Origin of the sequence: Enterobacter sp. MGH85, from assembly GCF_001037655.1 — a bacterium.
Classification (GTDB): domain Bacteria; phylum Pseudomonadota; class Gammaproteobacteria; order Enterobacterales; family Enterobacteriaceae; genus Enterobacter; species Enterobacter intestinihominis.
In genome coordinates this window covers 3,219,592-3,232,019 of sequence record NZ_KQ089925.1, presented here as the reverse complement: position 1 = coordinate 3,232,019, position 12,428 = coordinate 3,219,592, and the positions used below count along the sequence as shown (strand labels likewise).

Annotated in this window: 14 protein-coding genes; 12 read left to right on the top strand and 2 right to left on the bottom strand. The window is 54.8% G+C overall.

Annotation, left to right across the window (positions count from 1 at the left end; translation table 11 throughout):
• Nucleotides 1-3 precede the first annotated feature (3 nt).
• Genes SK51_RS15210 through SK51_RS15190 form a run of 5 tightly spaced genes read left to right on the top strand, consistent with a single transcriptional unit; the run spans nt 4 to nt 5,377 of the window.
• Nucleotides 4-1,536, top strand: coding sequence for an ABC transporter substrate-binding protein (locus SK51_RS15210; protein ID WP_023306243.1), 1,533 nt, complete (start codon nt 4-6; stop codon nt 1,534-1,536).
• Nucleotides 1,537-1,559: 23 nt separating this feature from the next.
• Nucleotides 1,560-2,582, top strand: coding sequence for an ABC transporter permease (locus tag SK51_RS15205; protein WP_003857077.1), 1,023 nt, complete (start codon nt 1,560-1,562; stop codon nt 2,580-2,582).
• Nucleotides 2,579-3,475, top strand: a complete 897-nt coding sequence (gene ddpC / locus SK51_RS15200; RefSeq protein WP_022648185.1) for a D,D-dipeptide ABC transporter permease — start codon at nt 2,579-2,581, stop codon at nt 3,473-3,475. Before SK51_RS15205 ends, ddpC begins: the two co-directional genes overlap by 4 nt.
• Nucleotides 3,472-4,458 carry an ABC transporter ATP-binding protein gene (locus SK51_RS15195; RefSeq protein WP_023306244.1) on the top strand — a complete coding sequence of 329 codons (987 nt, stop codon included), beginning with the start codon at nt 3,472-3,474 and terminating at the stop codon, nt 4,456-4,458. The genes ddpC and SK51_RS15195 overlap by 4 nt, the downstream gene beginning before the upstream one ends.
• Nucleotides 4,451-5,377 (top strand): oligopeptide/dipeptide ABC transporter ATP-binding protein, encoded by a 927-nt coding sequence (locus tag SK51_RS15190; RefSeq protein ID WP_023306245.1) that lies wholly within the window; start codon nt 4,451-4,453, stop codon nt 5,375-5,377. The genes SK51_RS15195 and SK51_RS15190 overlap by 8 nt, the downstream gene beginning before the upstream one ends.
• 30 nt (nt 5,378-5,407) lie before the next feature.
• Here the strand turns inward: SK51_RS15190 and SK51_RS15185 are convergent, their stop codons facing one another.
• Nucleotides 5,408-5,836, bottom strand: coding sequence for an OsmC family protein (locus tag SK51_RS15185; protein WP_003857069.1), 429 nt, complete (start codon nt 5,834-5,836; stop codon nt 5,408-5,410).
• A 69-nt stretch (nt 5,837-5,905) separates the two neighbouring features.
• On the bottom strand, nt 5,906-6,793 hold the full coding sequence (locus SK51_RS15180; protein ID WP_023306246.1) for a LysR family transcriptional regulator: 888 nt from the start codon (nt 6,791-6,793) through the stop codon (nt 5,906-5,908).
• Nucleotides 6,794-6,904: 111 nt separating this feature from the next.
• On the opposite strand from SK51_RS15180, the gene SK51_RS15175 reads away from it, so the two are divergent.
• The 7 genes from SK51_RS15175 to SK51_RS15145 all read left to right on the top strand — a co-directional run bounded on the left by SK51_RS15175 (nt 6,905) and on the right by SK51_RS15145 (nt 12,059).
• Complete coding sequence (locus SK51_RS15175) at nt 6,905-7,756, top strand: Vmh family MBL fold metallo-hydrolase (RefSeq protein WP_023306247.1); 852 nt, start codon at nt 6,905-6,907, stop codon at nt 7,754-7,756.
• A gap of 51 nt (nt 7,757-7,807) precedes the next feature.
• A complete protein-coding gene (locus SK51_RS15170) occupies nt 7,808-8,329 on the top strand; it encodes a VOC family protein (protein WP_023306248.1) in 522 nt (173 codons plus the stop codon).
• Nucleotides 8,330-8,470: 141 nt separating this feature from the next.
• Nucleotides 8,471-8,686 (top strand): biofilm-dependent modulation protein, encoded by a 216-nt coding sequence (bdm, locus tag SK51_RS15165; protein ID WP_022648192.1) that lies wholly within the window; start codon nt 8,471-8,473, stop codon nt 8,684-8,686.
• 95 nt (nt 8,687-8,781) lie between these two features.
• The gene (gene sra / locus SK51_RS15160) at nt 8,782-8,919 is read left to right on the top strand and encodes a stationary-phase-induced ribosome-associated protein (RefSeq protein ID WP_023300167.1); all 138 of its coding nucleotides are present in this window, start codon (nt 8,782-8,784) and stop codon (nt 8,917-8,919) included.
• Nucleotides 8,920-9,095: 176 nt separating this feature from the next.
• The gene (locus SK51_RS15155; RefSeq protein ID WP_022648194.1) at nt 9,096-10,793 is read left to right on the top strand and encodes an NAD-dependent malic enzyme; all 1,698 of its coding nucleotides are present in this window, start codon (nt 9,096-9,098) and stop codon (nt 10,791-10,793) included.
• A gap of 301 nt (nt 10,794-11,094) precedes the next feature.
• Nucleotides 11,095-11,580: an Hcp family type VI secretion system effector gene (locus SK51_RS15150; RefSeq protein ID WP_048206789.1), complete on the top strand. Its 486-nt coding sequence runs from the start codon at nt 11,095-11,097 to the stop codon at nt 11,578-11,580.
• Nucleotides 11,577-12,059 (top strand): DUF2778 domain-containing protein, encoded by a 483-nt coding sequence (locus tag SK51_RS15145; protein ID WP_023306251.1) that lies wholly within the window; start codon nt 11,577-11,579, stop codon nt 12,057-12,059. Before SK51_RS15150 ends, SK51_RS15145 begins: the two co-directional genes overlap by 4 nt.
• Nucleotides 12,060-12,428 lie beyond the last annotated feature (369 nt).

The following is a 12,428-nucleotide window of genomic DNA, read 5'->3' as shown; positions in this document are numbered from 1 at the left end:
GCCATGAAAACAACGCTGCTTACTACCCTGATTGCCGCTACGCTCGCCCTGAGCACCCTTCCCGCTCTGGCGGCGGTGCCAAAAGATATGCTGGTGATAGGGAAAGCTGCCGATCCGCAAACGCTGGATCCGGCGGTCACTATCGATAACAACGACTGGACGGTGACCTACCCCTCGTACCAGCGTCTGGTGAAATACAAGCCTGGCACCACGGAGGTGGAAGGTGATCTGTCGACGGGCTGGAAGGCGTCAGACGACCAGAAAGTGTGGACGTTCACCCTGGCAGATAATGCAAAATTCTCCGACGGCACGCCGGTGACCGCCGAAGCGGTCAAGCTGTCGTTTGAACGTCTGCTTAAAATCAACCAGGGACCTTCCGAAGCGTTCCCGAAAGATTTGAAAGTGGACGTGGTGGATGAGCATACGGTGAAATTCACCCTCAGCCAGCCGTTTGCCCCGTTCCTCTACACGCTGGCCAATGACGGCGCGTCGATCGTCAACCCGGCGGTGCTGAAGGCCAATGCCGCCGACGACGCACGCGGTTTCCTGGCGCAAAACACCGCGGGTTCCGGACCGTTTATGCTGAAAAGCTGGCGGAAAGGTCAACAGCTGGTGATGGTGCCCAACCCACACTGGCCAGGTGAAAAGCCGCACTTTAAGCGCGTCTCGGTGAAGATTATCGGTGAAAGCGCCTCGCGTCGCCTGCAACTTTCCCGTGGCGATCTGGATATCGCCGACGCCCTGCCGGTGGATCAGCTTGCTGCTCTGAAGCAGGAAGGCAAAGTGGCCGTGGCGGAATACCCGTCCCTGCGGGTGACCTACCTCTATCTGAACAACAGTAAGCCTCCGATGAATCAGGTGGATTTGCGCCGCGCGGTCTCCTGGGCGACCGATTACCAGGGGATGGTGAAAGGCATTCTCAGCGGGAACGGCAAGCAGATGCGCGGCCCGATCCCGGAGGGCATGTGGGGCTTCGATGCGAACGCCATGCAGTACAGCTTTGACGAGGCCAAAGCCAAAGCGGCGCTGGAGAAAGTCAAAGATAAACCTGCCAGCCTGACGTTCCTCTATTCCGATAACGACCCGAACTGGGAGCCTATCGCCCTCTCCACGCAGGCGAGCCTGGGCAAGCTGGGGATTAACGTCAAGCTCGAGAAACTGGCGAACGCCACCATGCGCGACCGCGTCGGCAAAGGTGATTATGACATTGCGATTGGTAACTGGAGCCCGGACTTCGCTGACCCGTACATGTTCATGAACTACTGGTTCGAATCGGACAAAAAAGGGCTGCCGGGGAACCGCTCATTCTATGAGAACAAAGAGGTCGATGCGCTGTTGCAGGCGGCACTGAAAACCACCGATCAGGCGGAACGCACCAAAGATTACCAGCAGGCGCAGAAAGTGGTGATTGACGAGGCGGCTTACGTTTATCTGTTCCAGAAGAACTACCAGCTGGCGATGAACAAAGAGGTCAAAGGCTTCACCTTTAATCCGATGCTTGAGCAGGTCTTTAACATCGCCACCATGAGTAAGTAACGGCCCACGCCGGGGGGAAGTGTATGACGTTCTGGAGCATTGTGCGCCAGCGCTGCTGGGGGTTAATCCTGGTGGTGGCCGGTGTCTGTATTATTACTTTTATTATTTCACACCTGATCCCCGGCGATCCGGCCCGCCTGCTGGCCGGTGATCGCGCCAGCGATGAAATCGTGCAGGGCATCCGCCAGCAGCTGGGGCTGGATCAACCACTCTATATTCAGTTTGGCCGCTACGTTGAGGCGCTGGCACATGGCGATCTGGGCACGTCTATTCGCACCGGTCGCCCCGTTGCGGAAGATTTGAAAGCTTTTTTCCCCGCCACGCTGGAGCTTGCCTTTTGCTCCCTGCTGCTGGCGCTGGTGATTGGCGTGCCGCTGGGCATTTTATCGGCGGTGTACCGTAACCGCTGGCTGGATCACCTGGTGCGACTGATGGCGATGACGGGCATCTCGACGCCTGCCTTCTGGCTGGGACTGGGAGTTATCGTTCTGTTCTACGGTCAACTGCAAATTCTGCCCGGCGGCGGCAGGCTGGACGACTGGCTCGATCCGCCCGCCCACGTTACCGGTTTTTATCTGCTGGACGCTCTGCTGGAAGGCAACGGCGAGGTGTTTTTCAACGCCCTGCAGCACCTGATTTTACCCTCCCTGACCCTGGCCTTTGTGCATCTTGGTATTGTGGCGCGTCAGGTACGTTCCGCGATGCTTGAGCAACTGAGCGAGGATTATATTCGTACCGCCCGCGCGAGCGGGTTGCCGGGCTGGTACATCGTCCTGCGCTACGCCTTACCCAACGCCATGATCCCCTCCATTACCGTGCTCGGGCTGGCGCTGGGCGATCTGCTGTACGGGGCCGTCCTTACCGAAACCGTGTTTGCCTGGCCGGGAATGGGAGCCTGGGTGGTGACCTCCATTCAGGCGCTGGATTTCCCTGCCGTCATGGGCTTCGCGGTCGTGGTATCGCTGGCCTATGTCTTCGTTAATCTGGTGGTGGATCTGCTGTATCTGTGGATCGACCCGCGAATCGGGCGCGGAGGTGCCGAATGATGTTAACTCAGGAAACGCCCGTCCCTGTCAGCACCGCTAAACAGCGCATCAACTGGGCAAAGCTGTTCTGGATGTTACGCAAAAGCCCGCTCACGCTGATCGGCGGGGTCATTATGATCGTGATGCTGCTGATGATGGTGGTCTCGCCGTGGATAGTCCCGCACGATCCGAACGCGCTGGATCTGACCGCGCGCTTACAGGCACCGTCAGCCCAGCACTGGTTTGGCACCGATGAGGTGGGCCGGGATCTGTTCAGCCGCGTGCTGGTGGGCAGCCAGCAGTCCATCACAGCGGGGCTGGCGGTGGTGGTGATTGCGGGCGGCATCGGTTCGCTGCTCGGCTGTTTGTCCGGCGTACTTGGCGGGCGCGGCGACGCCATCATTATGCGCATCATGGACATTATGCTCTCCATCCCCTCGCTGGTGCTGACGATGGCCCTGGCCGCCGCGCTCGGCCCAAGCCTGTTTAACGCGATGCTGGCGATTGCGATTGTACGCATTCCGTTTTACGTGCGGCTGGCACGCGGGCAAACGCTGGTGGTGCGCCAGTTCACCTACGTGCTGGCCGCCCGCACCTTTGGCGCATCGCGCTGGCACCTGATCAGCTGGCATATCCTGCGTAACGCCCTGCCGCCGCTGATCGTACAAGCGTCGCTGGATATCGGCAGCGCCATTCTGATGGCCGCCACGCTGGGCTTTATTGGATTAGGCGCGCAGCAGCCGACCGCCGAATGGGGGGCAATGGTGGCCGTGGGGCGTAACTACGTGCTTGACCAGTGGTGGTACTGCGCGTTTCCGGGGGCGGCAATTCTGATCACGGCGGTTGGCTTTAATCTGTTTGGCGATGGTCTTCGCGACCTGCTGGATCCCAAATCAGGAGGGAAGCAGTCATGAGTGATTCCGTATTATCGATTGAAGATTTGCACCTGAGCTTCCCCATTTTTCGCGGTGACATCCACGCGCTTAACCACGTCTCGCTGGAGATTGGCCGGGGTGAAATTGTCGGCGTGGTGGGCGAATCCGGCTCGGGAAAATCGGTCACCGCGATGCTGGCGATGCGCCTGCTGCCGGAAGGCAGTTACCATGTTCACCATGGCCGGGTCACGCTGCTCGGGGAAGATGTGCTGAACGCGTCGGAAAAACAGCTTCGTCAGTGGCGCGGCGCCAGGGTGGCGATGATTTTTCAGGAGCCGATGACGGCGCTTAACCCCACGCGCCGGATTGGCAGGCAGATGGTGGAGGTGATCCGCCAGCATCAGTCGCTTTCCCGCCGCGACGCGCAGCAGAAGGCGATCTCCCTGCTGGGCGAGATGCAAATCCCGGATGCGGCGCAGGTAATGGATCGCTATCCGTTTGAGCTTTCCGGCGGTATGCGCCAGCGGGTCATGATCGCCCTTGCCTTCTCCTGCGAGCCGGAGCTGATCATCGCTGATGAACCCACTACCGCGCTGGATGTGACCGTCCAGCTTCAGGTGCTGCGTCTGCTGAAACATAAAGCGCGCGCCAGCGGAACGTCGGTGCTGTTTATCAGTCACGATATGGCGGTGGTGTCGCAGCTTTGTGACCGGATGTACGTTATGTACGCGGGCAGCGTGATCGAAAGCGGCAGCACGCAGACCTTGATCCACCATCCTGTGCACCCCTATTCGATTGGCCTGCTGCGGTGTGCCCCGGAAAATGGTGAACCGCGCGAGATCCTACCGGCCATTCCCGGCACGGTACCTAACCTCAGCCACCTCCCGCGCGGATGTGCTTTTCGCGAACGCTGTTTTGCTGCCGGGGCGAAATGCAGCGAAACGCCGCGCTTAATTTCCACGGGCGCAGAAGGCCAGCAGGCTGCCTGCTGGTACCCACAACAGGAGAGACGCCATGTCTGAGGTACTGCTGGAACTGGATAGCGTGCATGTGAATTTTCCTGCGCGCAAAAACTGGCTGGGGCGCGTGACGGAACAGGTACACGCCCTTAACGGCATGGATCTCCGGATCCATCGCGGCGAAACGCTGGGCGTTGTGGGGGAATCCGGCTGTGGAAAGAGCACGCTGGCGCAGCTGCTGATGGGCATGCTCAAACCGAGTACCGGTGCCTGTCAGCGCGCGAATGCGGCGGGTGGTATGCAGATGGTATTTCAGGACCCGCTCTCGTCCCTCGATCCGCGTTTACCCGTCTGGCGCACCATCACCGAGCCGGTGTGGATACAGCAACGTCGCAGCGAACGGGAGCGTCGTCAGTTGGCTGAAACGCTGGCGCAGCAGGTTGGGATTCGAGCGGAATATCTTGACCGCCTGCCGCATGCGTTTTCGGGCGGACAGCGCCAGCGCATCGCTATCGCCCGGGCGCTCTCTTCGGATCCGGACATCATCGTGCTGGATGAACCCACCAGCGCGCTGGATATTTCCGTCCAGGCACAGATCCTCAATTTGCTGGTTGCCCTGCAACAGCAGCGAAATCTGACCTACGTGCTTATCTCGCACAACGTCTCGGTGGTCCGGCACATGAGCGACCGGGTGGCGGTAATGTATCTGGGGCAAATCGTGGAACTGGGTCCGGCGAACCAGGTGCTGGGTCAGCCGCGCCATCCTTATACGCAGCTGCTACTTGACTCCGTTCCCCGGACCGGAGAACCGCTGGATGAGGATCTTGCGTTGCGAAAAACCGATCTTCCGGGTAATCGCCACCTGCCCGTTGGGTGCTATTTCCGCGACCGCTGTTCGCTGGCGACGCAGGGATGTGAACAGCCGCAACAGCTCCAGCCCTCTTCCGCAAGCCGAAGCGTACGCTGCTGGCGTAACCGTTAAAAATGAGCCGGGCATGCGCCCGGCCCGATATCAGTTCAGTTTGTAATCCAGCGTGATTTCCGCTTTCAACAGCTGCGAGACCGGGCAACCGGCCTTGGCTTTCTGGATAATGCCGTCGAACTGCTGCGGATCGATACCCGGTACCGTCACCTTGCTTTGCAGCGCGACTTTGCTGATGGCAAAACCGCTGTCGGTTTTATCCAGCGAGACATCCGCCGTGGTATCGATGGAATCGGCAGTATAACCCGCTTCGCCCAGCATTAGCGACAGGGCCATAGAGAAACATGCCGCGTGCGCTGCGCCAATCAGCTCTTCCGGGTTAGTCCCTTTCTCGCCCTCGAAGCGGGTGTTAAAGCCGTAAGGTTGCTGGTTAAGGACGCCACTTTCGGTCGATACCGTCCCTTTGCCGCGTTTGATGTCGCCAGACCAGTGTGCTGAACCGTGCTTATGAATCGTCATTCTTGCTCTCCTTTTGGCTTACAAAGGGATAAGTATAGGACGCATAATCTATTTTGCAGGGAAGACAGACTAGTCCGATCGCGTGGCAAGGTGGTTTGCCAGCGCGTCGAGGAACACACGCTGCGCCGCAGGCTGATAGTCTCGCGACTGATAAATACCAAAAATGCCGATCGGTTTTGGCGTATAGGCGCTGAGCACCGGCACCAGGCTTCCCTGCCGTAGCGCCGCGTCGGCCTCGCGCTCGGGCAGCATGGCAATACCACAGTGATTTATCGCCGCCTCCATCAGCAGAGATGAGATGCTGGCGCTGAGATTGCCGCTGACCGCCGTCGTGACCGGCTCCCCTGCCGGCGTTAAAAAACGCCACGACTGACCGGCAAAAAAGCTGTAATGCAGGCAGTTGTGCCGGGCTAAGTCTTCCAGCTCCTCTGGAACGCCCCGGCTTGCAAGGTAGTGCGGCGAGGCGCAAAGCACGGACCGACACTCTCCCAACCGGCGAGCGATCATACCCGGTTCGGGGTTATCAGTAATGCGGATCGCCACGTCAATTCGCTCGCCCACCAGGCTCACCGGATGGTTGTTAACATCCAGCTCAATGCGCAGTTGAGGGTAACGCTGCAACAGATCGGGCAGCACCGGAGCGATAATCTGCATCGCGGTAAAATGCGCGCAGGCGACACGAAGCGTGCCTGAGGGTAAATCCTTCACTGACTGATCTTCAATTTCCTGAGAAATTTGCGATAGCGTGCGCGTCTTTTGCAGGACCTTCTCCCCCGCTGCCGTCAGCGTCAGCTTGCGGGTGGAGCGGTTAACCAGCCGCGCCCCAGCCCACTTCTCCATCTGCTCCAGATAACGGCTCACCATCGGACGGGAGATCCCCAGCGCCCGCGCCGCCGCGCTTAAACTCCCCAGCTCACAGATGCGGTTGTACACCTGGGCGGCAATAACGCGATCCATTTCGACCTCCATTTGCTCGATCTACGAAACTAAGCATCTCCTGTTTCAGGAATTCTGGCAAATGAAGAGATCCGTACAATAGAGACTTTCCTGAAGAACAGAGACATGACCATGACAATCGCCCGCCTTGCTTTGCTGACAACCCTTTTCACTCCGGCCGTCTTTGCCGCGCCGTTGACCGTTGATACGTATAACCCGCAGGAAAAAGGCATTTTTGCCGTTTCTTCCACGCTGGTATCTGGCCCGAAAGAGGCGGTACTGTTTGACGCCCAGTTCAGCGTGAAAGATGGCGAAGCGCTGGTAGAAAAAATTCGCCACAGCGGTAAAACGCTGAACAAAATCGTGATCACTTCCGGCGATCCGGATTTCTATTTCGGCCTGCAACCGCTGATGAAAGCCTTCCCTAATGCCAAAGTTGTCGCCACGCAACAGGTGGTGGACCATATCAGGGCCACAAAAGACGCGAAGCTCGCCTTCTGGGGGCCACAGATGAAAGATGGCGCGCCGACGCAGCTCTACGTGCCGCAAGTGCTTGCCTCAACCACCTTTATGATTGACGGTGAGAGAGTAAGCATTGAAGAGCCTGAAAGCTATGCGGCGTACGTCTGGATCCCATCCGCCAAAACCATCCTCGGCGGCACGGGCGTCTCATGGGGCATTCACGTCTGGACGGCGGATACCCAAACGCCGGAAAGCCGTAAACAGTGGCAGCAGACGCTGGATAGCATGGCTGCCCTTAAGCCCGAACGCGTTATTCCGGGCCACTACCTTGGGACACCGCCAGCGGGTACCGGCGCTATCGACTTTACCCGTCGCTATCTACAGCAGTTTGAAAAGGCCCTCAGGACGCATAAAGCGTCTACCGACGTCATCATCGCGATGAAAAAACAGTGGCCGAACCTTGCGGAAGAAAGTTCGCTGGAACTGAGTGCCAAAGTGAATACCGGCGAAATGAAGTGGTAATAAGCTGACTATCTCCTGCTATATTTAAATTTTTTATAGCAGGAGTTTACTATGACATCGTCAGTAAGGGGTATTGACCATATCGGTATTACGGTGCCCGACATTGAAAAAGCCACCCTATTTTTTGAACGCGCTTTCGGCGCACAGGTTTTATATCATTCTGTCGATGCAGAAACCGATAATATCGATCAGCCCGCCCAGCAACACACCTTAAAATTATTTCCCGGCACTAAAATTCATGCCATTCGCATGCTTGTTATGCCGCACGGACCCGGCATAGAACTTTTCGAAATGCATGGCCCTGAACAGGGAATGCCCGCTCGCGCCAGCGACTTTGGACTTCAGCATTTTGCTGTTTATGTTGATGATTTTGATAGTGCCATCGCGGCTTTCACCGCCGCCGGCGGCGAGATGTTCACCGCACCGAAGCCGCTTAGCTTTCCGGATGAGCAAGGTGAAGGTAATGCTTTCTGCTATGGTCAAACCCCCTGGGGCAGCATTGTGGAATTGATCTCCTGGCCGACGCCCATGCCTTATGAAAAAACCACGAATTTACGCCGCTGGAAACCCTGAGTTTTATTTCTGTGCTACGGGGGATGTTATTTTTAATTCCAGGACGAATCTGAACCACAACGGCAAAAATATTTGCCAATCTGAATGTGAATTACGATTTTGCACGCCGTAACATTAAACAGACAACGACACGGAGGCAGCATGTTTACTTATTACCCGGCACATACCACAGCAGCACAACCGGAACTTGTTAACGCGATCGCACAAGGTCTTCACGCCGAGCACGGTGTTGTTACTGAAGATGACATTTTGATGGAACTGACCAAGTGGGTGGAAGCCACGGACAATGACATCCTCAGTGACATCTACCAGCAAACCATCAACTATGTGGTTAGTGGGCGAAACGCACCTCTGTAAAAACCTGCTAAGCTGGATCTGCAACCTAAGGGGTTACATTTCGTTTGCGTAAGCAAGCTTGTCCTTAAAACTATCAACAGGATTGAGGAGTTAACATGAAATCGAACCGTCAGGCACGCCATATTCTGGGACTGAACTACAAGCTTTCTAACCAGCGTAAAGTGGTTATTGAGGAGGGTAGCGAAACGCAAGTTACCCACGCCACCGGCAGGAAACGCCCTTCCGGCAAGTAAGTTCCGGCACGGAATTCACAACACCATCGGTAATCCCGATGGTGTTTTTGTTTATGTGTTGCGGTAATTAATATTCAGCTCCTTTATAATACCAACCGACCGCACCCCGTAGCACAGGCCAGAAAGATGACAAACAGCAGTGTCAGGGACGGATCTTCTTAAAAAGAGTGAGTGACATGGACAACAAACTGAAAAAACATCGTTCCCTTTATATTCCTTACGCCGGTCCGGTTTTACTGGAGTTCCCCCTTCTGAACAAAGGCAGCGCCTTTAGCATGGAAGAGCGCAGCAGCTTTAACCTGCTGGGCCTGCTGCCTGAAGTGGTTGAAACCATTGAAGAACAGGCAGAACGTGCCTGGATCCAGTATCAGGGCTTTAAAACCGAAATCGATAAACACATCTACCTGCGTAATATTCAGGACACCAACGAAACCCTCTTCTACCGCCTCGTGCAGAACCATCTTGAAGAGATGATGCCCGTCATTTACACCCCCACCGTCGGCGCGGCGTGTGAACGCTTCTCAGAGATCTACCGTCGTTCCCGCGGTGTGTTCATCTCTTATCAGAACCGTCACAACATGGATGACATTCTGCAAAACGTGCCTAACCACAACATCAAGGTGATCGTGGTGACCGATGGCGAACGTATTCTGGGCCTCGGTGACCAGGGCATTGGCGGGATGGGGATCCCCATCGGTAAGCTCTCGCTGTATACCGCCTGCGGCGGGATCAGCCCGGCCTACACCCTGCCGGTGGTACTTGACGTGGGGACCAATAACCAGCAACTGTTGAACGATCCGCTGTACATGGGCTGGCGTCACCCGCGCATTACCGACGACGAGTACTATCAGTTTGTGGATGATTTCATCCAGGCCGTGAAGCACCGCTGGCCTGACGTGCTGTTGCAGTTCGAAGACTTCGCACAGAAAAACGCCATGCCGCTGCTGAACCGCTACCGCGATGAGATCTGCTCGTTCAACGATGACATTCAGGGCACTGCGGCAGTGACCGTCGGTACGCTGATTGCTGCGAGCCGTGCGGCGGGCAGCCAGCTCAGCTATCAGAAAATTGTCTTCCTGGGTGCAGGCTCCGCGGGCTGCGGCATCGCCGAGCAAATTATTGCCCAGACCCAGCGCGAAGGCTTAAGCGAAGAGCTGGCCCGCTCCCGCGTCTTTATGGTGGACCGTTTTGGCCTGCTGACCGACGGCATGCCAAACCTGCTCCCGTTCCAGACCAAACTGGTGCAGAAGCGCGAAAACCTGAAAAACTGGGATACGGATAACGAAGTGCTCTCGCTTCTTGACGTGGTGCGCAACGTGAAGCCGGACATTCTGATCGGCGTGTCCGGGCAGACCGGCCTCTTCACGGAGGAGATTATTCGCGAGATGCACAAGCACTGCGAACGCCCTATCGTGATGCCGCTATCTAACCCGACTTCACGCGTGGAGGCAACGCCGCAGGACATCATCGCATGGACCGAAGGTAAGGCACTGGTCGCAACCGGCAGTCCGTTTGATCCTGTGGTGTGGAAGGACAAACTCTACCCCATCGCGCAGTGCAATAACTCCTATATCTTCCCGGGTATTGGTCTGGGAGTTATCGCCTCCGGCGCGTCCCGCATCACCGACGAAATGCTGATGTCCGCGAGCGAAACGCTGGCAGGTCACTCTCCGCTGGTGAATAACGGTGAAGGCCTGGTACTGCCGGAGCTGAAAGACATTCACAAAGTGTCCCGCGCAATTGCCTTCGCGGTAGGCAAAATGGCGCAGCAGCAAGGCGTCGCGGTGAAAACCTCTGCCGATGCGTTGCAGCAGGCGATTGATGATAACTTCTGGATGCCGGAATACCGTAGCTATCGTCGTACTTCGATTTAAATCGGAGTTTTGAACGTTCCCTCTCTTCACAAGGGAGAGGGAACGTGAAGTCCCTTCTCCCTTTTTCCTCTAATTCCCTTAATCCTGCCTATAAATGCTTTGTTGAAAGTCACTCATGATAATTTGGCTTTAAAAATGCAGCAGGATCGATCATTTGAAAAATGCATACCTAATCAAAAATCTATATCCTTTTAAAATATATAAATTTTACATAACACTTCTTGCCTAACAAATAGTTTTTCTTAAGAGTTTAGTAACGTTTTGCATCACTAAATTCATTTATTGAAAAAGGAGTTTTGAAATGGCAATCCCAGCATATCTATGGCTGAAAGATGACGGCGGCGCAGATATCAAAGGCGCGGTTGATGTGCAATATCGCGAGGGCAGTATTGAAGTATTAGGATTCGGTCATGGACTGCATCTACCGACAGATAATATGACAGGAAAAATCACGGGTACGCGCATGCATAGCGCTCTGGTTTTTGAAAAGGAGTTCGACAGTTCCAGCCCTAACTTATACAAGGCTGTAGCAAAAGGCCAAACGCTAAAAAGTGCCGAGTTTAAGTGGTACAAAATCAATGATGCTGGTCAAGAGGTCGAATACTTCAACATGTTCCTTGAGAACGTTAAAGTGGTCTCAATATGCCCGGTGATGCATGACGTAAAAAATCCAGCAATGGAAAAACATAATCATTTAGAAAATATTTCCCTCCGTTACGAGAAGATCACATGGCGACACTGTGACGGTAATATCATCTTTGCTGATTCCTGGAATGACAGATCATGAATCTCATACAGTGCTTTTTCCACCTCAACGGAGGTACGTACGCTACTTTGTCTGTGCCCGGAGTTGGCTTTTTTCCTGCATTTTCAGGGAATGGTGACGCGACGAACCGTGCAGAAAGCGCAAATATACCTGATATCGGCCCACTCCCACCTGGTCGCTATTACATACTTTTACGTGGATTAGGGGGTTGGTATACTCAAACTAAGGATAGTGTTAACGCATTTTTCACCGGTTCGAATCGGAACGAATGGTTTGCATTATATCGCGATGACGGATTGATAAATGATGAGACTTTTGTGAAAGGCGTAAGGCGAGGTGAATTCCGGTTACACCCTATCGGGCCATCTGGCATAAGTAAGGGTTGTATTACACTTTATAGTCAGAGCGATTTTAAGATTCTGGCATCAGCCTTACTTCGAACTGGAGGGCAGCAATTGGGAAACTACATGATTGCACATGGCGTTGTGCAGGTCTATTAATGAAGGCGGCATTCCTTGTGTTGTTGTGGTGTATAGCCGTGTTTCTATCAATGTTCACACTCTACAAGATTGTTCCACCAGAAACGCAGTACGATTTTGTGGAGCTTTTTGGAATATATGGCGACGAAAGGATAATGGATTTTGTTTTGTATGTTTTCTTCGGCATGGCCATATTCATTGCGTCTGTAATCACGCTATCCCTGTATTTGCTTATACGAAAAAGATGATTCTGGGCAGCGAAGCTGCCCTTCCTTTTATCACATCACGCGCTTAGTTCTGTATCCGCAACCGAAGATATCGCTTTTTGCCGCAGTAGTATGTTCATTCTATGAAAATGTTGTATAGTGATGGTTACTAATAATCACTTAA